This is a genomic window from Acinetobacter guerrae, assembly GCF_009372255.1.
In the GTDB taxonomy this organism is placed as follows: Bacteria; Pseudomonadota; Gammaproteobacteria; order Pseudomonadales; family Moraxellaceae; genus Acinetobacter; species Acinetobacter guerrae.
This window is the reverse complement of record NZ_LXGN01000056.1, coordinates 44,284-66,519: the sequence shown is the minus strand read 5'-3', so window position 1 is coordinate 66,519 and position 22,236 is coordinate 44,284. Positions and strand designations below refer to the sequence as shown.

The 22,236-nt window shown below is 37.9% G+C and carries 22 protein-coding genes; 11 read left to right on the top strand and 11 right to left on the bottom strand.

Annotated elements, in window-relative coordinates; translation table 11 throughout:
- Positions 1 to 16 precede the first annotated feature (16 nt).
- The 3 genes from A7A69_RS13665 to A7A69_RS13655 form a co-directional block, all read right to left on the bottom strand.
- Positions 17 to 2,566, bottom strand: a complete 2,550-nt coding sequence (locus A7A69_RS13665; protein WP_120369916.1) for a fimbria/pilus outer membrane usher protein — start codon at positions 2,564 to 2,566, stop codon at positions 17 to 19.
- A gap of 72 nt (positions 2,567 to 2,638) precedes the next feature.
- Positions 2,639 to 3,217 (bottom strand): fimbrial protein, encoded by a 579-nt coding sequence (locus tag A7A69_RS13660; protein WP_152878119.1) that lies wholly within the window; start codon positions 3,215 to 3,217, stop codon positions 2,639 to 2,641.
- 68 nt (positions 3,218 to 3,285) lie between these two features.
- Positions 3,286 to 3,822, bottom strand: a complete 537-nt coding sequence (locus tag A7A69_RS13655) for a fimbrial protein (protein WP_120369918.1) — start codon at positions 3,820 to 3,822, stop codon at positions 3,286 to 3,288.
- An 895-nt stretch (positions 3,823 to 4,717) separates the two neighbouring features.
- Between A7A69_RS13655 and A7A69_RS13650 the strand changes: the two genes are divergently transcribed.
- Positions 4,718 to 5,743, top strand: a complete 1,026-nt coding sequence (locus A7A69_RS13650) for an AraC family transcriptional regulator (RefSeq protein ID WP_120369919.1) — start codon at positions 4,718 to 4,720, stop codon at positions 5,741 to 5,743.
- Positions 5,744 to 5,756: 13 nt separating this feature from the next.
- Here A7A69_RS13650 and A7A69_RS13645 read toward each other — a convergent pair whose 3' ends face one another.
- Positions 5,757 to 6,803: an AraC family transcriptional regulator gene (locus A7A69_RS13645; RefSeq protein WP_120369920.1), complete on the bottom strand. Its 1,047-nt coding sequence runs from the start codon at positions 6,801 to 6,803 to the stop codon at positions 5,757 to 5,759.
- 1,172 nt (positions 6,804 to 7,975) lie between these two features.
- Here A7A69_RS13645 and A7A69_RS13640 point away from each other — a divergent pair.
- Positions 7,976 to 8,263 (top strand): GNAT family N-acetyltransferase, encoded by a 288-nt coding sequence (locus A7A69_RS13640; RefSeq protein WP_120369921.1) that lies wholly within the window; start codon positions 7,976 to 7,978, stop codon positions 8,261 to 8,263.
- A 43-nt stretch (positions 8,264 to 8,306) separates the two neighbouring features.
- On the opposite strand, the gene A7A69_RS13635 is transcribed toward A7A69_RS13640, so the two are convergent.
- Positions 8,307 to 9,269: a bile acid:sodium symporter family protein gene (locus A7A69_RS13635; protein ID WP_152878117.1), complete on the bottom strand. Its 963-nt coding sequence runs from the start codon at positions 9,267 to 9,269 to the stop codon at positions 8,307 to 8,309.
- A 43-nt stretch (positions 9,270 to 9,312) separates the two neighbouring features.
- Positions 9,313 to 9,975, bottom strand: a complete 663-nt coding sequence (gene pncA, locus A7A69_RS13630) for a bifunctional nicotinamidase/pyrazinamidase (RefSeq protein ID WP_152878115.1) — start codon at positions 9,973 to 9,975, stop codon at positions 9,313 to 9,315.
- A 317-nt stretch (positions 9,976 to 10,292) separates the two neighbouring features.
- Between pncA and dapA the strand changes: the two genes are divergently transcribed.
- The 4 genes from dapA (at position 10,293) to A7A69_RS13610 (ending at position 13,810) form a co-directional block, all read left to right on the top strand.
- Positions 10,293 to 11,189: a 4-hydroxy-tetrahydrodipicolinate synthase gene (dapA, locus tag A7A69_RS13625; protein ID WP_120369924.1), complete on the top strand. Its 897-nt coding sequence runs from the start codon at positions 10,293 to 10,295 to the stop codon at positions 11,187 to 11,189.
- Positions 11,190 to 11,198: 9 nt separating this feature from the next.
- A complete protein-coding gene (locus tag A7A69_RS13620) occupies positions 11,199 to 11,801 on the top strand; it encodes a lipoprotein-34 precursor (NlpB) (protein WP_120369925.1) in 603 nt (200 codons plus the stop codon).
- Positions 11,802 to 11,840: 39 nt separating this feature from the next.
- The gene (purC, locus tag A7A69_RS13615; protein ID WP_120369926.1) at positions 11,841 to 12,560 is read left to right on the top strand and encodes a phosphoribosylaminoimidazolesuccinocarboxamide synthase; all 720 of its coding nucleotides are present in this window, start codon (positions 11,841 to 11,843) and stop codon (positions 12,558 to 12,560) included.
- A gap of 410 nt (positions 12,561 to 12,970) precedes the next feature.
- Complete coding sequence (locus tag A7A69_RS13610) at positions 12,971 to 13,810, top strand: formate/nitrite transporter family protein (protein WP_151979790.1); 840 nt, start codon at positions 12,971 to 12,973, stop codon at positions 13,808 to 13,810.
- 8 nt (positions 13,811 to 13,818) lie between these two features.
- On the opposite strand, the gene A7A69_RS13605 is transcribed toward A7A69_RS13610, so the two are convergent.
- The 4 genes from A7A69_RS13605 to A7A69_RS13590 form a co-directional block, all read right to left on the bottom strand.
- Complete coding sequence (locus tag A7A69_RS13605; RefSeq protein ID WP_120369928.1) at positions 13,819 to 15,093, bottom strand: replication-associated recombination protein A; 1,275 nt, start codon at positions 15,091 to 15,093, stop codon at positions 13,819 to 13,821.
- Positions 15,094 to 15,184: 91 nt separating this feature from the next.
- Positions 15,185 to 16,315 (bottom strand): class C beta-lactamase, encoded by a 1,131-nt coding sequence (gene ampC / locus A7A69_RS13600; protein ID WP_241675266.1) that lies wholly within the window; start codon positions 16,313 to 16,315, stop codon positions 15,185 to 15,187.
- Between the two features lie 93 nt (positions 16,316 to 16,408).
- Positions 16,409 to 17,581, bottom strand: a complete 1,173-nt coding sequence (locus A7A69_RS13595) for a PQQ-dependent sugar dehydrogenase (protein ID WP_152878111.1) — start codon at positions 17,579 to 17,581, stop codon at positions 16,409 to 16,411.
- A 128-nt stretch (positions 17,582 to 17,709) separates the two neighbouring features.
- Positions 17,710 to 18,117 carry a Cd(II)/Pb(II)-responsive transcriptional regulator gene (locus A7A69_RS13590; protein ID WP_120369931.1) on the bottom strand — a complete coding sequence of 136 codons (408 nt, stop codon included), beginning with the start codon at positions 18,115 to 18,117 and terminating at the stop codon, positions 17,710 to 17,712.
- A 65-nt stretch (positions 18,118 to 18,182) separates the two neighbouring features.
- Here A7A69_RS13590 and A7A69_RS13585 point away from each other — a divergent pair, with 65 nt between their 5' ends.
- A complete protein-coding gene (locus A7A69_RS13585; RefSeq protein ID WP_120369932.1) occupies positions 18,183 to 18,824 on the top strand; it encodes a cation efflux transmembrane domain-containing protein in 642 nt (213 codons plus the stop codon).
- Positions 18,825 to 18,835: 11 nt separating this feature from the next.
- Here the strand turns inward: A7A69_RS13585 and A7A69_RS13580 are convergent, their stop codons facing one another.
- Complete coding sequence (locus A7A69_RS13580) at positions 18,836 to 19,288, bottom strand: YcgN family cysteine cluster protein (RefSeq protein WP_120369933.1); 453 nt, start codon at positions 19,286 to 19,288, stop codon at positions 18,836 to 18,838.
- A 187-nt stretch (positions 19,289 to 19,475) separates the two neighbouring features.
- On the opposite strand from A7A69_RS13580, the gene A7A69_RS13575 reads away from it, so the two are divergent.
- From A7A69_RS13575 to mutY, 4 genes are all read left to right on the top strand, one after another.
- Complete coding sequence (locus A7A69_RS13575; RefSeq protein WP_004986102.1) at positions 19,476 to 19,634, top strand: DUF1328 domain-containing protein; 159 nt, start codon at positions 19,476 to 19,478, stop codon at positions 19,632 to 19,634.
- A gap of 261 nt (positions 19,635 to 19,895) precedes the next feature.
- The gene (locus tag A7A69_RS13570) at positions 19,896 to 20,630 is read left to right on the top strand and encodes a dienelactone hydrolase family protein (RefSeq protein WP_152878109.1); all 735 of its coding nucleotides are present in this window, start codon (positions 19,896 to 19,898) and stop codon (positions 20,628 to 20,630) included.
- A 66-nt stretch (positions 20,631 to 20,696) separates the two neighbouring features.
- Positions 20,697 to 21,059: an HIT family protein gene (locus tag A7A69_RS13565; protein WP_120369935.1), complete on the top strand. Its 363-nt coding sequence runs from the start codon at positions 20,697 to 20,699 to the stop codon at positions 21,057 to 21,059.
- A gap of 120 nt (positions 21,060 to 21,179) precedes the next feature.
- On the top strand, positions 21,180 to 22,214 hold the full coding sequence (gene mutY, locus A7A69_RS13560; RefSeq protein ID WP_120369936.1) for an A/G-specific adenine glycosylase: 1,035 nt from the start codon (positions 21,180 to 21,182) through the stop codon (positions 22,212 to 22,214).
- Positions 22,215 to 22,236: the final 22 nt, after the last annotated feature.

The window sequence follows — 22,236 nt, the reverse complement described above, 5'->3', positions numbered from 1 at the left end:
AAATTACCTCGTAAAACTAATTAATTGATTGGCTTGACGATATCGAACTAGCTACAGGTGCTGTTTCTTTGCCAGATATACATGACAGATCTAACATGCTCGATGATGACTCTATCTTTTCAGGTAACCACAGTTCACACTGCACTTTACCACCCCAATAAACCGATAACTTCTCTTTTGGTGCAATGCCAATTAGCCATGTAACACCATCCTCACCAACAATCCCCAACTCACGGTTATTTGTATTACGTACACTGGCACCAAAAGGTGGATTTTTCCCATTGTCTAATGATAAAACCGCGAATAATTTATCCCCTTTCATCACGGATAAACTACGGTAACCAATAGCCCCTTTAGTTAGAGTAATGTCTGTCGTTGATATCAAAGCCTCAACATTGTCTGGTAATTTACTGGTGTTAATAGAGGCTGTAGCTTGACGATAACTACTAATATTTGGGAGTACTGCCAGTCCAGCAGAATTGGTTTTAGTCACCCCATTTTCAAGTGGAATAGCGCTTGCACCCGGTGTTTCAATCATTAATCGAGTATCACCATTCGCTGAACGGTGCGAAGCAACGCCCTTTGAAGTTACGGTAAGACCACTTCTAATCGATGCGCCGACGCTACTATATTGTTCAGGCACATAACTCGCATTTACCGATATATTTGCCTGTGACAAATCACGTGAGTAATAACCGCTGATACTTGATTGACTATTCACGTTTTCGCCATGATTGTAGCCAGCGTTTACACTGTAGTTATCGCGATCGTTATAAGCACTATAGCCTACGCTATGATTGAACTGATTATTGCCCCCAGTTTTTGAATACAATTCTGAAAGTGAAATACTACGTCCACTTGAAAGTGGTAAAGTTAAATATAGATTGATAGAGTCATCTTTAAGACCTGTATCACGCTCAGCTCTTGTTGCAGAGAGTGAAACACTTGCTTTTTCTTTAGATGCTCCCGGCATCTTGAAATAAGTACTGGCATATAGACCATATTGTGTTTGTGGTTTATTTTGCCAATAGGTACTGTATTGGTAATTTAAAGAAAGGTTAAATTTATCAAAGTATTTATTTAGATAAATCTGATAGTTTTCTTTTTGTCCACCACTTTCAATACCTGTACGATCCTGACTCATAAACTGGTTTAAAGTCCGATATTCCTGATCGGCAAAACGGTATCCCGCAAAAGTAATATCTGTACGCAAGTCATTAAAAGATTTTGCATAACTCAAACGATATGAGCGTCCTTGCAAGGTTTGATCTTCAAAATTTGAAACAGATTGAGCAATATCCAGTGACAATGCACCAAAGGAAAAAAGATCCCGACCAATACCTACCGCCAGAGTTTGATAATCCCCATTCAGTTGCGAACCACCATATAGCGACCATGCATTTGACAATCCATAGGAAAACTCACCGCTTAATACCGCTCTACCCGTAACAGAGTGCGCGTCATAACGTGTTTTACCTGCGGCAAGCTTATAAACCATTCGCCCAGGCCGTGTTAAATAAGGAAGTGAAGCTGTATTAATACTAAATTTCTTTTCTTCACCATTTTCTTCACGTACTGTAACGTCCAATACACCACGCACACCACTATCAAGGGTTTGAATACGGAACGGCCCTGGTGGAACAGTGGTTTCTAAAACGATACGATCTTGACTACGAACAGTGACCGTTGCATTCGTATTGGCAACACCAATAATCTCTGGCGCATAACCTACAAGCTTTGGGGGCAACATTCGATCGTCACTTTCTAGCGAAACACCGCTGTACTGCCACGATTCAAATACATCTGAATAAAAATAATTTTCCCCAACTGTTAAGACTGACGATATATCCTTCAGCGAAGTAAAAGCATAAAATCGATTAAAATCAAAGTTATGTTGCTCTTTATTACTACCATCATCCTCACGCTTTTGATAAATTGCATTAAAGTCACCACGGACACGCCATGCGCCTAAATTGACTCCGACTGTTCCATTAGTTGATAAGTAGGTACGTTTAGTCGAGTCATCTTCATCTGTAAAAGAAAAGTTGGCACTATAGTCAATAAATCCACCGTTTACACCTTCTTCCCAAAGCGCGGGCGGAATCCAATAAGGGTCACGATATTCCATCCATGTTTGTGGAATGGTGATATTGAGTGATAATGTCGGCAACTCGACTTTAGTTTGAATACCAGACAGTGCAGACAGATCAAGACATTGCCCCTGTTGGGTAGTGGTTACTTTTTCTTTACCTGATGCATTAAGCCCAATAATTTCAAGCATATCTAAAGGAATACATATCAATTGGGCAGCTGTATTTTCTGTATTTTCTAATTTTATTATTGAAATATCGCGTGGTGCACCTAAACGCTGACCATTCACGAATGTAGTTAGAACATATTGTCCAGGCGGAACGTAGCCAGCAATGGAAAACTGGCTCATATCAACGTTTTCAATGTCTTCCGCATCTAGGACATTTAGGTTAAATTCGGTAGCATAAGTCGAGCATGTGCTGAAGCTGAACGCCAACAAAATGGCTTGCGTTACCTTGTTAAGTTTAAGCTTCATACTACGGCACCTTTAAAAACAACAAAAATACCTCTCTCAATATTTTGTATATCGAGAAAATTTATCTTTGCCTCATTGATAATCAATAAAAAAGCGGACTAAACCTTGATAGCTTCCTGCTTGTAACGGTTTTCCAGTGGGTTCTAATCTCAAAAAATAGCGTAAAAAAATAACTTGGCCATCCTTGTCATACCGCGACAAGCTTTCAAATAAGGAATAGCTTTCTCCCATTTTTAACGTATTCATTTCGTTATCAAGTAGAGAGACACCTAAGCCTTGAGACGGCCCTTGAAGCACAAAAGCGTTTATATTATTTGCGTTATAACCATCAAAACGGATCGACCATGTTTTAGTATCAATAGCGTTGTAAGCACTACCACAATCTCGAAGTTCGATCTCGAATGACTGGGTTTGTTGCTCACGCACTAATGCATTCGACAATATCGGAAGTGTTGAAGGCAAAAAGTTTACCGTTTGGTCACGATTCGGCATAACAATTGAGCACGGTGTTGAAATTACACTACCTATTAGCTCTGCTTTACCAAGATTGCGAAGCCCAATTTCTTTTGCATTAAGAGCAGGAGAAATAGCTAGAAAGAGTGAAAATGAGATTCCAACAAGATAATCTTTATTACACTGATCAATCACCATAAAAAACCTCCTCTTACAGACTTAAGATAACCACCAGTCCATTGACTGGTGGTTGATCTGATTACTTATTACTGATAAGAAATACGGAAGTTAGAAACAGCGCTGAATTTACCTTCAGTGACTGGTTTAGCTACGTCAACAGCTGAAGCCAATGCTTTGAAAGTTAAAGTGTTTTCGCCTTTTTCATTTACAATGCTAGACTTTACATCTTTTGACGTACCGAATACAAAACCGTTGATTGATACGCCAAGGTTATTTGTGTTGCCAGTAGATGTTGCAAGTAAAGTGTGACCTGCATCAGCATAGTCCTGACCAGTGAACGTGACATCCATAGAGTTTACAGGGCCATTACCTGCAAAGTTAGTTAAGTCACAACCCGTAACTTTGATATCAAAATCTGCTTCCGCTGCTTGACCAGCTTCAAGTGCTTTACGAGACAATTGACCAAAATCAACAGTTTGATTTAGAGAAGATTGTTCAATATTACATGGAGAATCAACAACTTGACCTTCAAATTTAACAACACCAGTATTGTCAGCCATTGCAGCAATTGGAGCCAAAGAAGCGATAAGTACAGATGCCGTTGCTAATTTCGCTAATTTCATTTATTTCACCTTTGAGTTCAAAAATTAAAAGTCGTCATCATCAAAATAATGATCACAATTTATTTAGTGCTGCCAACAAAGTGTTAGGCAAACAAAAACACCACCTTGGTAATGTTTATTCCTAAAATATTTAAAGCGTTATGCTAAAATAATAAACACTGAGATAAGGTATGAACCAACTTCACACAAAGACATCATGTAAAATTGACATCAAATAGACCTTGAGATTTTTTAAAATAAAATTTTTATTTTAAAAAAGCTTATTTACCCAATGTCATCTTTAAAACTCGTTACTTCTATCAAGAAGTTTCGATGAATTTATAATAATTATTTTCTCAAAATATAACCTGTCTAAAAAAACACAAATTTTTATCATTTTTTACAAATTTAAACGTTTAATCCGACTATTTTAATATGAATTTCAATAAAAATTTATCTTTTAAAATACAAAGAATAATCACAAGTTATTGATATAGTTATTTTTAATATAAATTAAAAGTTTTTGTATCCGTTTTTTAAATTTAAATACTAAATTTATTTCTACTTATTTTAAAAATTTTATCTAAAAAAAATTAATAAAAACTATTATTGAGAAAAACTTTAAGATTAATAATTTTTTCTCATATATCTTAAAATTAACCTTTGTGCATGCTTAATTTTATCTACATAATTTTCATAGAAAGTCTTTTTATAAATATAGTAAATATTTAAAACAAGCGTCTATATTCAAAATAAAGATTAATGCTTTTCTTTTAAAACCATTCAATACGAATTTAAGGTCATTTCTCAACCTAATTTATTCTTTTTCCCAATTTTATTGACTTGGTATAAAATTTTTTTATAGTGTTATAACATCATTAGAAAAATCACATTAGAAAGGAGGGAGATAGATCATATGCGAACAGTCATCGATACAAGAGGTGTAAGTAGCGGCCTGGTAAATTTAGTCAATAAATTTTGTGATCTTCACACGATTCCTTCGCCAATCACCAAAAAATATGACGTCAATGAACGCCTTCCACTTACAGAATGGTATCGAATCCTGAATTACTTAGATCAACATTATCCAAAAGATGATCTGGGAATTGAGCTTGGTAAACTATGTGAACCTGCTGATATAGGAATTGTTGCTTACTTATGTATGACCTGTGAAACAACAGGAGAAGTCGTTCGCCTTTTCGAGCGTTATCAACGCATTTGGTATCATATGGCTCCTGTATGTATGGAAACTTTTAATCATGAAGTCACTTTCACATGGCAAAGTCCCGCTTATGTGAAAGCAGGTCAATTTGTTAAAGAAACACGTTTAGCAAATGATGTTGCTTTTACCATGATGCAAGTTTTTATGAATAGTCTTATTTATCCGAATACTTTCAAAATTAAAAAGATGGAATTCAGTACTCCACGTCCCAATAAAGTCATATTTCATGAGCGTTTTTTCGGCTGCCCTGTGCTCTTTGATCGTCCTATTAATAAACTTTCATATTCTGAAGACGTGTTTAATATAAAAATAAATCAGAGCTATCCAGATTATGTATTAAAACGCATATTAGAAAAGAATGCTGATTATCTACTGACTAAGTATCCTCAAGACCTTTCATTTAATGAACTTATTTATAGGATTATTGTAGATGCTCTCCAAAACAATCGCTGTGATATTCAATATGTAGCAGAGCAGATCGGAATGACTCCTCGATTGCTTCAGCATCGTCTTAAATCAAATGGAACTTCTTTTTCTGATAAATTAAACACAATACGAAAAAGTCTTGCTTTTCAATATTTAGAAGATAAATCATTAACAATTAATGAGATTTCTGCATTGCTCGCCTATCATCAACAGACATCATTTAATCGAGCTTTCAAATTATGGACTGGAATGAGTCCACTACAATGGCGAAACGAGAACTCTTCTGGACTCTAGTCCATTGAAGAGTTTACATTAAGATATTCCACTCTGACTCTTGCTCTATTTCAAAGAAATTATTCAAGATTTTTCTTCTGTATTGTAAAGGACTTACCCCCATCCAGCTTTTAAATGACCTGTTAAAAGAAGTCTGTTCTTTGTAAGATAACAAAAGTGAAATATCCAAGATGCTTAAACTTGCATCACCAAGATAAATAATTGCAAGCTCTTTACGAACCTCATTTAAACATTGCTTAAATGAGTATCCTTTTTTTTTCAATTTATATTGAAAAATACGAGCACTACAACCTAATTGCTGAGCTACATAATCAATAGAAATTTTGCCTTGATTAATCGCACTTATAATTGCACGTCGAACTTCTTCATCAAAAGAATTCCCTTTAGGAAGTTCCGCTAAAAGATTTTCTGCTTGTTGATGCAGAATATTATTCAGTACGGCATCATGAGTTGGAACCTTAAAATTAAGATTTGTTAAGGGTAAATATATACTAGTTTTGCTTTGATTAAACTGGACTGTACAATCAAAATAATCTTCATAAAATTTTACTCTTTTAGGCGTTACTGAAGAAAATTCAATACGATTAACTTTAATCTTTTCAGGGAAAATAAGTTTATTGGCAAGATTAAAGATCACACCGACCATAAGCTCATCTGCCAGATCACTTGCCTTAAAAGAAGAATCTCCGCCCCAACTGATCATGAGTTCATTATTCACACATCCCACATGAACTTCGATAAAGTCGTAACTTAAGCGATTGTATTTTGAAAAAACTGACAGGACATGTCCTAAATTTTCACAAGTCGAGCTGAGATAACCCAGAATTCCTAAATGTTCGGGTTTAACAAAGTTTGCTATTTTCACACCCAAAGCAAAAATGGGACATTGTTGTGAAATATAGTCTAATACTAACAACCATTCAGAAAATGGCGTTCTTTCTGTATTTGCATAATTTTTCATAAAATCTGGAAACTTAACTTGATGCTCAATACAAAATAACTCCAACATCCGTATAAGATTGCTATCTACCGATTTTATATGATAGAAAGTAGTTTGCATTTCTAGGTTTCACCATATGAATTATTAAAAAGCAATTACGACTAGCCAAAGCTTATGATTAAAAGCTTCAACATAAAGATAAAATTAGAAGAAGATTAAAAAATCCATGAGACTTCTTCCAGCTCAAAGAAATTAAGAATTCATTGTTGCAACTTAATTTCTTCTAATAAGCCAGTGTCAAAAAATGATGTACCCTGATTGTCTAATCAAAACCAGTCGACTTGGCATAAAGAATTTCTTGAAATGTGAAATATTTCACCTTTCAAGCCGCATATTGTTGTTGAAATTAATGAGTGTTTCTTATCTATTTATACAAAAAAAATTTTCATTACAGACAAATTTATAAATATGAGGTTAAAAAATTTTTTAAAATTATAGTATTAAAACACATTAACAATCAGACACAAAAATATAATTTTCAACAACTTAAAATCAAAAAACACCACACAATTATAGAGTTTATTTACACACTAAATGACATCAACCACACTTAAAAACAAAACCATATCAATATTATTTTCAAAAAAATATTCATAAAATATTTAAATTCACCATTATTTTAACAATAAAATTCGTTAAATGATAAAAAAATTAGTGTTTTATGATAATACAAATCAAAGATTAATTTATAATTAAAATTTGATAATTTTTACTTTTAAAAATTTAAATTCAATGTTTTATAGAGCGGTTAAATAAAAATTGTTTTAACCATATAGCGGCCTAACTAAAAACCTCTATTTAAAATCTGCTTATCATCAAATATGGAAAAACTTAAGATAAATTTAATATTTTGTGGATAGCCTTAAAATTAAATCATTTAAACTTTAAATTAAGCTTAAATGATAAAAAAATATGTGTTTAATGGTAAGCTTTTATTTTTTCTTACTCATATAATGATTTTCGAAATGTGAGATCTTTATCGAGCGTTTCATAACCGCCAGTAGCATTTGCCCCAAACCCTTAGCAAATGCTACCTTTTATACCTATATACCAATTCTACTGTGGTATATAGGTCTTTTTATTTTCTTATATAATAAAATTTTTCTATTTCAGAATATTTGTATATTAATGAATAACAAATTTTTCATCTACTTTTATTGAATTTACTGACACAATCATATCCTTAGTTAAAACTCTTTCATACAATATCAATTCCCCAAAGGAGTCCTCTTTTGAACATTCAACAAAAAGATGATGGAAAACATGGTGCGTTTGAACTACACGATGGTGAAAAGCTAGCAGGTGAAATGGTCTATACATGGGCTGGTGATCAATTATTTATTATTGATCATACCGATGTTGCTGATGATTATCGTGGGCAAGGTGTAGGACGTAAACTTTTAGATGCTGTAGTCGATTTTGCCCGAAAAAATCAGATTAAAATTATTCCTTTATGTCCTTATGCAAAATCAGTATTTGATAAAGATCCATCTATTCGTGATGTGTTAAGAGATGCCTGATCTTTAAGTTATTCGAGGCATCTCATCCGATGATGCTTTGAATTTATAAACTTTCACCTGACAAGCGCGCTTTTTTGTCTGCTTGACGTGCCCAATACGTCGCTAGCGCTGCACCCGAAATATTGTGCCATAAACTGAAAATTGCACTTGGTACAGCCGTGATTGGAGATGCAGCGAAATGTACTGCTGCCAATGCCACGCCTAAACCCGAATTTTGCATACCGACCTCAATTGAAATAGCTTTACTGTCATAATGTGAAAGTTTTAGCCAGCGACTTGCCCAATAACCGATCAAGAAACCCAAGCCGTTATGGAGCATTACCACAGCGAGTATTAATAGTCCAGATTGTAAAATTGATGCCTTACTGGCACCAATAATCGCTGCCACAATCATCACAATCGCAACGACTGAAACTAAGGGCATTACACGAATATAAGCATCGACTTGTCGAGTAAAATAATGGCGAATGATAATGCCTAAAATAATCGGAACAATCACCACCTGTAAGATCGAAATAAACATGGAACTGACATTGATATGAATCCATTGACTCGCCAATAGATAAAATATCGATGGGGTTAATATAGGCGCTAACAAGGTTGATACCGACGTACACGCGACCGAAAGTGCGGTATTACCCTTGGCCATATAGGTAATCACATTAGACGCTGTTCCTCCAGGACAACATCCGACTAAAATTACACCAATGGCAATTTCTGGCGGAAGTTGAAAGAGCTGACATAATAAAAAAGCTAAACTCGGCATCACAATAAAATGAGCCACGACACCAATCAGAACCGCTCTTGGATATTGAATTACAGCTCGAAAATCGGCAATGCTAATCGTCATCCCCATACCAAGCATAATGATGCCTAATATCCATGGAATATAAACCGTGAGCCAGACAAAATAGGTCGGTTGCCATAAGGCGATCGCTGAAAATACGATGACCCATAGCGCAAAAGTCTTTTGCATAAACTGTGTCAGTCGCAATAATAATGGCATAGCAATATCCTGATTTTTAATACAATACAATTTTAAAAATGCTTTAATTGCCTAATAACTGCGACGATGTCATTCTTTTTACACCTTTACTGATCATCTGCTGCCACGCCTGCTGCAATGAACCATTTAAATCAATTGCTTTACAGGCATCGACCACCACATAACTTTCAAATCCTGCTTGTTTAGCATCCATAGCTGTCCATGCCACACAAAAATCGGTCGCAATACCTGTGATATAAACCGTATCAATACCGCGCTCTTTTAAATAACCAGCAAGTCCTGTAGAGGTCGTTCGGTCTGCTTCCATAAATGCCGAATAACTATCAATATCTGCATGAAAACCTTTGCGAATAATCAACTGTGCCGAAGCGATATCCAGATCAGGATGTAACTCGGCATCATGCGTTCCCTGTACACAATGTGATGGCCAAAGCACCTGCGTACCATAAGGCAGTTCAATATGTTCAAAAGGCTGTTTGCCTGCATGATTTTCAGCAAACGAGATATGATCGGCAGGATGCCAGTCCTGCGTCAGAATGATATTATCAAAAACACAAGCCAACTGATTGATACAGGGAATAATCTGATCCGCATGTGCGACTGCCAGTTGTCCTCCCGGAGTAAAACCATTTTGGACATCGACCACAATTAAAGCGCTATTTTTTCCCTGTTTCACGGCTCTGCTCCTGATATGAATCAGCGTCATTGATGCTGTAGTTCTGAGCATCTTATAAGAACTCTATTACTAAAATAAAGCTTTCGGCGTGCATCATATTAGACCTTTAGAACTTACAAACTTGTATGACGAGCGCATATATAAGGCCTAAAATGCGAAACTGGTATATAAAGTTTTGACTGCTTTGACTAAAGCATATTGTTCTTATGCTTCCGATCAGTCATAATTTGCATAATAGTCATTCAACAGAAATTACTTTTTGTTGAGACGCTAAATCAAAAGACTGCAAAACCATCCGTACTTCGTTCTGTATCTCACTGGATGGCACAATAGGATATTTTTTTAAAATGACTCAGCAAGCACAGACCATTCAAGGCTCAATTGTCGCACTCGTCACCCCAATGTTTGAAGATGGCAGCGTAGATTGGAAGAGCCTCGAAAAGCTGGTTGAGTGGCATATTAATCAGGGAACCAATGGTATTGTCGCTGTAGGTACTACAGGCGAACCATCGACTTTAAGCATGGAAGAACACACACAGGTGATCAAAGAAATCATTCGTGTGGCCAATAAGCGCATTCCTATTATTGCGGGAACTGGTGCAAACTCAACCCGTGAAGCGATTGAATTAACTCAAGCCGCCAAAGAGCTTGGTGCAGATGCCGCTTTACTTGTGACACCGTATTACAATAAACCGACTCAAGAAGGTTTATTCCAGCATTTTAAAGCAATTGCCGAAGCCGTTGAGCTACCACAGATTCTTTATAATGTACCAGGCCGTACAGGCGTAGACATGCTCAACGAAACAGTTGTTCGTCTTGCTGATATCCATAATATTGTTGGTGTCAAAGATGCGACAGGCGATATTCCTCGTGGTAGCGAATTAATTCAAGCATTGAATGGCAAAATCGCAGTTTACTCAGGTGATGATGAAACAGCATGGCAACTCATGTTGGCAGGTGCTAAAGGCAATATTTCTGTCACTGCCAATGTTGCGCCAAATATTATGAGTGAACTTTGTGTCAGCGCAGTAAATGGGAACGCAGCAGAGGCTGAAGCCATTAACAATAAAGTTGCAAATGTACACAATAATCTATTTTGCGAATCGAACCCAATTCCTGTGAAATGGGCGGTACATGAAATGGGACTCATTGGTACAGGTATACGTCTGCCTTTGACCCCTCTTGCACAGCAATATCGCGAACCACTCCGTAATGCCCTGAAAGCAGCGGGAATTATTCAATAAGAGCAGATTATGATGCAGTTACGACTTGGACTAACTTTTGCTATCGCCGCTATGGGTTTAGTAGGCTGTAGTAGTTTTAATAATCATTCTTTAGATTATAAGAATACCACTACGCTTGCTCCTCTCCAGTTCCCGACAGATGCAACCGTGCGCCCATTTACGCCACTGTATCCTGCACCCACTGTAGATCAGCTCGCGATTGAACATGCACCCAAACTTGAGAACAAGCAGGGAACACGTTTTGCATTACCTCGTCCTGATTCAACCAAAGCAAATACTGTTGCAACCAGTGCGGATAGTACTGTAGCAATGGGTCGTCCGCAGGTCGTCGTTGACGGTAATAAAAATCCATTGCTACAAATTAATGGTTCAACCTCAGACATTTGGCAATATACCATTGCAACGCTGACTAGCCTGAACTATAAGGTGTTGGGTGAAAATAAAGCGGGGCATGAGGCGACCATTAAAGTCGGTGATCAAAGCTATGTATTGAAACTGACAGGTGTCGGCAATACACATAATCTTGCATTATTTAATCCAGATAACAGTTTTGCTGATCCAGCAAAAGCAACTGAATTACTCAACCAGATTTATCAAAATTGGCCAGCCTAGGCTTTCTCTAGGCAATTTTTTTTTGAAAAAGGTTCCCCCATGTTAAAACAAACCTTGCTCTACACTGGTAAAGCCAAATCTGTTTATGAAACAGATGATGCAGACCATTTGGTTTTAGTCTTTCGTGATGATGCTTCTGCATTTAATGGCGAAAAAATTGAACAACTGGATCGTAAAGGCAAGGTCAACAACCGTTTTAACGCCTTTATTATGGAAAAACTAGCAGAAGCTGGGATTGAAACTCATTTTGAGAAGCTTCTAACTCCAAACGAAGTGTTAGTTAAAAAACTCAAAATGATTCCTGTAGAATGTGTGATTCGTAACTTTGCCGCAGGTTCACTTTGCCGCCGTCTAGGTGTTGAAGAAGGCAAAGAACTGACTCCACCAACATTCGAACTGTTCTATAAAGATGATGGCTTAGGCGATCCAATGGTCAATGAATCGCAAGCGATTGCATTAGGTTGGGCAACCGCAGAACAGCTTGAGAAAATGAAAGAGTTGACTTACAAAGTCAATGATGTGTTAAAAGCACTGTTTGATGCGGGTAACATGATTTTAGTCGATTTCAAACTTGAATTTGGCGTGTTCCACGATCGCATTGTATTGGGTGATGAATTTTCTCCAGATGGCTGCCGCCTTTGGGACAAAGACACCAAGAAAAAACTAGATAAAGACCGTTTCCGTCAAGGTCTAGGCGGTGTGGTTGAAGCTTATGAAGAAGTTGCTGCACGTTTAGGGATTGACCTAGACAACATTTAAGCAATTTTTCTTCTATACAAAACGAGTCAGTTAGCTGACTCGTTTTTTTATTTCATAAACCCTCATATCTTGTGAATGCTTTTAAACCCCAAATTTTCTGGCTAAATGAATTTCCTATCTAATCAAAGCTGACTAACCGTCAACAGCGCTTATCTACGATAAGATTTATTAATTATCTGAATTTATTCATATAATTTAGTAGCAATTCTTGTAAAAAAATCTGCATTTGACTCAAAAACAAGTCATCAAAAATCATAAATAATTCCTGAATCGTTATAAAAAACACACACAAAAGCTGATCTAATCATCTGGATTCATAGACATTTATTTTTTAAAAAGAAAATATAGACATTTATGATGATAACAATAGAAGCAAATTGCTACGGCTTTAAAATTGAGGAGTGTAAATAATGAGTGAAGAAAAAAAAGAACAGGAAAAAGAGACTGATAATACCCTCACTTGGCGTGAAAAAATGGCGATTGAGGAGCATGAAAAACTTTCGCCTCGACTGGTTTATGAAATTATTCGTAAAAATGGAGTAGAAGAACTTGAACGCCCAACCAAAGCCCTGATTTTCTCGGGTATCACAGCAGGCATCGTCATCAGTTTTTCATTTGTTTTTAAATCTCTGCTCAATGCTTATTTGCCCGATGCTAAGTGGGCTTTTTTGATTGAAAATATGGGCTATACCGTGGGTTTTGTTCTGGTTATTTTAGGACATATGCAACTTTTTACGGAAAATACCATTGCAACAGTCGTTCCTTTATTTAAAAATTTTAGTCTTAAAAAATTAAAAGCTGTGTTTCGCCTATGGGGAATCGTGTTTATTTCCAATCTCATCGGAACTGCACTGGCCGCACTTTTTTTACTTAATCCGCATCTGTTTGATGCAGATTTGATGCAATCTTTTGATAAATTAGCACATCATGTTGCGACTTTTAGTGTATCTGAAAATATTATAAAAGGAATTCCCGCTGGTATTTTGATTGCCTCACTGGTCTGGATTTTACCTTCAGCCAATAATAAATTTCTGCTTATTTTCTTTATTACCTACCTCATGGCATTAGGCGGTTTTACGCATGTTATTGTTGGCTCTGCGGAAATGGCATATTGGGTATTTAAAGGACATGCGACGTTTTCAGAATATATTTTTCAATTTTTATTACCGACAACACTGGGCAATATTATTGGCGGTACTGGGGTATTTACTCTATTAATTTATGGACAGGTCAATGAAGAACTAGAATAAACAGCAGCTTATTGCTGCTGTTGTTCCTGCTGCCAACGACGTTGTTGCAAGCGTTCGCCCTCAACTTCACGTTTATTTCGTGCCGACTCGTAGAGTTTTACCCCTTTTAATTCAGGTGGTAAATATTCCTGCAATATGAAATGCTCTGGATAATTGTGTGGATAGAGATAATCCACACCATAACCCTGCTGTTTCATAAGTTTAGTTGGTGCATTTCTTAAATGTAATGGAACAGGTAAGTTTGCCGTTTTCTCTGCAAGTTCTAAAGCACGATTAATCGCTAAATAGGTGCTATTACTTTTCGGGCTTGTCGCCAAATACACCGCTGTTTGACCCAATATAATTCGCGCTTCGGGCATGCCTACCGCCTGAACTGAACGGAAGCATTCACCTGCCAATAACAAAGCATTCGGATTAGAGTTTCCTATATCTTCTGAAGCTGCAATCAGCATTCGTCTCGCAATAAAGACTGGATCCTCGCCGCCTTTTAGCATTCTTGCCATCCAGTACAGCGTCGCATCGGGGTCACTACCACGAATAGATTTAATAAACGCCGAGATAATATCGTAATGTTGCTCGCCCGATTTGTCATAACGCGCAATATTTTGCTGCGCGACTTTGACCGTGACGGCATTGGTTACACTATTTTCTTGATCAGCTTCAAAGGTACTTGCAATCAGATCAATTAAATTCAGCGCTTTGCGAGCATCTCCCGCAGCAAATTGAATCAAGGCATCGTATTCTTCAATCTGGATATGTCGTTCTTTTAAAAAAGGATCGGTTTGAATGGCTTTATTGAGCAAAGTTTGAATCGCATCTTGATCCAGCGAATTGAGCGTATAGACCTGACAGCGTGACAATAAAGCGCTATTTACTTCAAACGAAGGGTTTTCAGTTGTTGCCCCGATGAGCGTAATTTTGCCTTTTTCAACGGCATTTAGTAATGCATCCTGCTGCGATTTATTGAAACGGTGAATTTCATCGATAAACACAACAGGTGTGAGTAAATCACCACTTTCCGCGATGATTTCCCGCAGTTCTTTTACACCCGTATTGAGCGCAGATAAACTCACAAAAGGACGATCCACTGCTTGCGCCAGTAACAACGCAATGGTGGTTTTACCCACGCCTGGCGGTCCCCAAAAGATAATCGAAGGCAAATGTCCCTGATCGATCATTTGACGCAACGGCGCATGTTGACCTAGCAAATGATCCTGCCCAATAATTTCGGATAAATCACGTGGACGTAATCGTTCAGGAAGTGGAATATGCGTATCTGACATCATCAATAGCTTTGTAATCTTTTACTGTAGTCTATTGTGTCTAGATCAAATCTACAATTTGAATCTGTACACAGTGATCATTAGATGCAAATTAATGCGGTTTCAAAAGCTGCTCAAGCACATGATAGCTCGCACGAATGCGTACCTCATTTGGAAAATTTGTATTGGCCAACATCACAATGCCAATTTTCTGCTGTGGAATAAACGCAACATAAGCCCCAAAACCATTGGTAGCACCCGTTTTATTAAAGAAAGTAGCTGATGAAGCAATTTTTGGTTGTTTAATTGCGCTGACTGGATGACTTTCAAATGCCATTTGGTTGGAATTGCCCTCTAGCAAAGTATCCAGTTTTATTGGATAAGAATATTGCTCCCAACCTAAACCTTGCGTCATAACCCCTACTTTAAAATAACCCACATGGGTATTTTCAATCGCTTTACGTAACGGTTGTTTGAGTTGTTGTGGATTAATTTGTGCATCGAGAAATTTCAACATATCTGCGCTGCTACTTTTCACGCCATAAGCTTCTGCACCGAACATACCCGCAGAAACGCGTAGGGCTTGCTGTCCTTTATATCCCCATGCATATTGAGTCATCTGCTGTTGGGGGACATCAATAAAACTCTCGTTGAGACCCAATCCTGGAAAAAGTGTTTTCTCGAGTAATTGGCTATAAGGTTTTTTCATCGCCAAAGCAGTCACATACCCCATTAGCCCAATGCTCGGATTGGAGTATTGACGCTGTGTACCAATTTGATATTTTGGCTGCCATGTCTGGAAATATTTCAACATGTCCTGTTGTTTTACGATTTGATCTGGAAACTGAAGCGGAAAACCGCCTGCGGTATACGTCCCCAGATTGAGTAAAGTCGCTTGATTAACCGCTGTATTTTTTAACTCTGGAAAATATTGTGCTGGATGATCTGAAAAAGAAAGTAACCCTTTTGCCTGTGCGTAACCCGCTAAAGTTGCATTAAAGGTCTTACTCACCGAACCCAATTCAAATAATGTATGTGAACTGACCGCTTGCTGTGTTTGTGTAGATGACACGCCATAATTAACAAAATAATGTTTTCCATTTAAAGTTACACCCACAGCAAGTCCAGGAATATTGTGCTGTGCCAAGAGTGGTTTAAACTGCTGATCAATAATCGCTTTAACTTGTTGCTCTGTCAGATCTTTTGCATAAGGTGTTGAACTACATACAAACAGTCCAACCATCCATAATGATTTCTTAGACCATGATGGCTTTCTTGAACAGGTCTCTCTCTTTAACAACGACAACATCATTATTTCTCTATTTTAATTAAAAATTTAATCGGCACTTAGCTTCAGCAGTCTGGCATTTGAACCATCTTCGATGACCCAGATTAAACCATCTTGCGCTTGTAAAAGTCCACGAATTCGTTGCTTCATGTTCAAACGTTGAACTTCCTGTACAGGTTGCGATTTCAAATCCACCACAGTGATTGATTCTGAAGATAATCCACCAATTAAGGCTTTGTCTTTCCACGCAGGGAATTGATCTCCCCGATAAATGATCATACTTGATGGTGAAATGACAGGTGTCCAACTAATCTCAGGTGCCTTAAATTCAGGTCGGGTGTCATGGTCAGGTATTGGCAAACCTGAATAATGATCGCCATTGGAAACGACGGGATATCCATAATTCGCACCTTTGACAATCCGATTAAGTTCATCGCCCCCTTTTGGCCCCATTTCCACCACCCAGAGCTGACCATTTTCATCAAATGCCATCCCCAAAGGATTACGATGACCTAATGACCAAATTTGCGCGGCGACGCCACCCTGACCTGCAAATGGATTTCCCGCCGCAGGACTTCCATCGTCATTTAAACGCACGATTTTACCCAGATTGGACTGCATGTCCTGCGCAGGATCAAATTTCTGCCGTTCACCAGAGCTAATCCAGAGTTTACCCTCGCGATCAAAAGCTAAACGATGACCATAATGTCCTTGTCCCGAAACCTTATGTGTCTGCTGCCAAATTTTTTGTAAGTGAGTAAGCTTGGGCTGATTCGGTGCGCTTAAATCCAGTTGAGCACGTACCACCGCAGCGCCTTGTCCACCTTCACCAGATTCAGCATAACTCAAATAAATCCAATGGTTTTGCGAAAATTGAGGATGTAGAATGACATCACCTAACCCACCTTGCCCTCCATAGCGAACTTTGGGAACACCTGAAACATTCAGGACTTGTTTGGTTGTTGGATCAAAAATTTTAACTGCACCCTGACGTTCCGTGATCAGCAAGCGTCCATCATTAAGCTGAGCCAATGCCCACGGCTCCTTAAATCTAGCAATTTCTTGTGTTTTAAAGGTCTGATTAACACCTGTCGTTTGACTTACGGCTTGCGCATGATTAGATGTTTGCTGTAGTTCTTGTGAATGGCTATTGTTAGAACCACAAGCCGTCAATAACATTAAACTGCTACAAAGTAGCGACGTGGCAAATTGCGTCGTCATCTCGATGATCCTCACTTTATTCTCTGTTCTATTTGTATCTTAAAGACCGAGTCAGAAATAAATATTCGAAAAATGTATTTTTGTTTTAGTTTATATTTCAAATAATTACTTTATATTTCAAAAAGGTTTTATATATCGTGCTGTTTGAGCGTTTCAATAATTTTGCAATTGTCGATATTACTGGTGGACTGGCAACGAGCACGTAATTGTTCTAGTTGTAGTTTAAATTTCTCAAATTGTTGGATTTTATAATTAATATGCCCAAGATGTTCTTCAATCGCTTGATCTACAACATTACATTGTAGTTCAGGTTGCTTGCGTAATTCATTGAGTTCTTCAATTTCATGTAAAGACATGCCTAGTTCGCGACAATGCCGAATAAAAATCAGTTGGTCTAATGCCTCATCATCATAATAGCGATAGTTATTTTCTGCACGTTGTGGTGGTGTCAATAAGCCACGTTTCTCATAAAAGCGAATCGTATCTACAGAAACCTGAGATTTTTTTGCTAATTCACCAATCAAATATTTCATCATAAGACTTGACCCTAGAGTGACTCCAGACTTTCTAATGAGCTTATCGAAAGAGAAGGAAGTTGCCAATGGCCTGCTGTAACTGTGATCATGAAGAAATGCCTAAAGTCAAAAGCAACAAGTTTAAAATTGCCTTGTGGATTGCATTGATCTTAAATCTTGGAATGTTCTTAATTGAAGTATTTGGAGGAATGCAGGCAGGTTCTGCTTCCCTCTGGGCAGATGCGCTAGATTTTTTTGGAGACTCGATTAATTATCTGATTTCATTACTGGCACTGGGTTTAAGTCTTTACTGGCGTGCTACGGTCGCACTCATTAAAGGTTTAACCATGAGTTTGTTTGCAGTGATTATTTTAGGAAAAGTTGTCTGGTCTTATTTACATGGTGTTCCACCTGAAGCAATCACCATGGGAATTATTGGGGTAATGGCACTAATCGCGAATATCATCAGTGCAGTGGTGCTATTTGCTTTTCGTGATGGCGATGCCAACATGCAATCTGTTTGGTTATGTAGTCGTAATGATGCCATTGGTAATATTGCGGTGATGATTGCTGCATTAGGCGTATTTGGTACACAGAGTGTATTGCCTGATTTGATTGTGGCACTATTTATGGCATTTTTAGGACTCAGTGCAGGTTGGAGCATTATTAAAAAGTCACAACTCGAACGTCGCGAACAACAGCAAAATCAGTTGTCACATTTGCACTAAGTTTTCGTTTTTTATCGAATCCAGCGGACGATATAATCTTCAATATCGTCCTCTGACACATCGACTTCGGAAAGACAACGCCCCGCCGCTGATTTACGAGCTTTGATGACACTCTGACGTGAACCTGTATTTAAATAATGCCATGAAGGTAAGTTTTTTCCTTCATTTAAACGTCGATAAGCACAACTTGAAGGCAACCAACGAATCGTTTGTAACTTCTCAGGTGTGAGTTGAATACAATCTGGAACGAACTGATGTCGATGAGAATAATTGGAACAACGTGCTGTCTGACAATCGAGTAATTTACACGCCACTTTGGTATAAGCGATTTCGGCACTGTCTTCATCTTCAAGTTTAATCAAACAACATAATCCGCATCCATCACACAAAGCTTCCCACTCTGCCTGATTGAGTTGGTTAAGTGAATAATGTTTCCAGAAAAATGGACGTGTTTCAGTGTTCATAAAGCAGGAGACCCAGCAGCGAATACACATTATAACACTGTTTCTAATGTGCATCCTTTACATAGTTTATGTAACACAATTAATTGAATATAAAAGACAATATACAGATTGCACACATAAACAACACATAGCTTTTCGATGATCAGACTTATATTTAAGGAACGATAAATATAAGGAGATTAGAACTATGTTTCGTTGGGCGATTATCTTTGCTGTGATTGCATTGATTGCAAGCTTATTAGGTTTTGGTGGAGTTGCAGGCTTATCCAAAGACTTTGCAGTGATTTTATTGGTGGTTGCGGTGATTTTGGCCATTATCGGTTTTATTTCGCGAGGTCGAGCTTAGGCTCCACGCAAATCAATGATTTAGCGTAAGTTCTATTCAAAAAAAGGATCAAAGGTCCTTTTGAAATGAAAAACAAACCCCGATTAGATTTATATTTAAGCGGGGTTTTGTTTCTGGCTTTTTTATTTACTGAACAGAGATTGTCCTTCCCTACATAAATTCTCACATTTATGCATGAATTGATTACACTGAATATGCATATCACCACATTTTTTATGATTTAATTATTTTCAATTTCAGCTTGATATCAGGATTTAACGCATGACATCTACCATCAAAACACGTGAAATTCACTATACTGCAAAAGATGGCTCAAACCTGATTGGTTATTTTGCTACGCCAGTAAGTGAAACACCTGTAGCGGGCGTAATTGTAGCACCTGAATGGTGGGGAAGAACCGAATATACTGAACAACGCGCCCGCGAGTTGGCTGAACATGGCTATGCTGCATTGGCAATTGATATGTATGGTGACAAAAAAGTTACGACTACAGCATCACAAGCCAATGAATGGATGACACAAACTTTTCAGGATTCTGAAACGATTGTAACTCGTGCAACTGCGGGTTTGGAGACTTTGGCTGAACAGCCTGAGGTCAATTCAGACCAACTTGCTGCAATTGGTTTTTGTTATGGCGGTAAAGTTGTATTGGATTTGGCACGTTCTGGCGCAGCTTTAAAAGCGGTAGCTTCATTTCATGGTACATTGACTCCAAAAGCATCTGCTGAGAAAGGCAAGATTCAAGCTGAAGTTTTAGTCTTGCATGGTGAACAAGACAGTATGGTGACACTGGATGATGTCAGCAAATTTAAAGCTGAAATGGATCATGCTGATGTGAATTATGAAGTGATTATTTTAGAAAATGCTAAGCATGGCTTTAGTAATCCATTAGCAGATGAACGCGCTAAAACTAATGGTGTTGATTTAGGTTACAATCCACAAGCAGAACAGCAAAGTCTGAACGCAATGTATGGACTACTTGAAAGAACTTTATAAAATCTACTGCACAACTGCGCTATATCATGTACATATAGATTTAAGATGGAAAAGAGAGGATGAATCATGACTGAAAAACATTGCCCTTATTGTGAATTTGATGAATATGATGTGATTCATCAAAATGAATTTGGCGCCATCCTGCCCGAAGCTCATCCTCTTTCTAAAGGACATTCGGTGATCATTCCTTTGCGTCATGTCAGTTCTTTTTTTGACGTAACCGATAAAGAACGCAAAAGCTTGATTTCTTTGATTGAGTTGGCGCGTAATGAACTTCATTTACGTCATCAGCCCGATGGTTTTCATATCGCCTTTAATGATGGTGAAGTGTTTGGTAAAAGTGCTGAACATTTACATATTCACATTATTCCACGTTATCAAGGGCAAGAACTTAAACTAGATAATCGTTGGGGTATTGTTCAGGCCTAATCCTTTTCTTGATTCAAAAGATGATCTTCGGATCATCTTTTTTTGCTTTAAAAATGGTGTAAATGGCTTGCTAAGAACAATTTAGTTATACTGCTGTTCCTGTTTTTGCTCTCTGTGTTCATGTCTGATTTTTCGTTTTCTGATGCCCTACTGGACTGGTTCGATCAACATGGTCGTCATGACTTGCCGTGGCAAATTGCAGATGATCCTTACAAAGTTTGGGTCTCTGAAATTATGTTGCAGCAGACACAAGTCAAAACCGTACTCCAATATTTTGATCGTTTTATTGCACGCTTCCCCACAGTGGATGACTTAGGTACAGCCACATGGGAAGATGTCGCTCCGTATTGGGCAGGACTGGGCTATTATGCCCGTGCGCGTAATTTGCATAAAGCTGCGATACAAGTACACCAAAATGGACACTTCCCACAAAATCTTGAACAATGGATGGCACTATCTGGGATTGGTCGTTCGACTGGCGGCGCGCTTATGTCTTTGGGACTGCGCCAATATGGCGTGATTTTGGATGGCAATGTCAAACGCGTCTTATCGCGGTTTTTTGCCATAGAAGATGATCTCTCCAAGCCTATTCATGAACGTGCATTATGGCAAATAGCTGAGCAGCTTTGCCCAATAGAACGCAATCATGATTACACACAGGCGATTATGGATCTGGGCGCAACCATCTGTACGCCTAAAAAACCATTATGTCTATATTGCCCCATGCAGCAACACTGTAAAGCGCATCAGCAAGGTTTGGAAAATGAGCTACCATTTAAGAAACCTAAAAAAGCAGTTCCTGTTAAAACTGCGGATGTTGTTCTGATTCAATCAAATGGACAATGGCTTTGGCAGCAGCGCGATTCACACGGTTTATGGGGTGGGTTATGGTGCTTACCTATTATTGAAGACAAAAAAATATTATTAGAATGGCGCTCACAATTTGACCTGACGCCTATTTCAAGTCAGATACAGATTTCCCATAGTTTCACTCACTTCACATGGCTACTGAATATACAGATGTTTCACGTGGAACCAGATCAGCAAGAACATCTTATTACAGAATTAAGAGGTCATTGGTTAAGCCCTGAACAAGCAACTGCAAGAGGGATTCCCACTGCCATGAAAAAATTGATCTCAGCTATCGATCCATGACATAGTGCAGATCGTGATCATA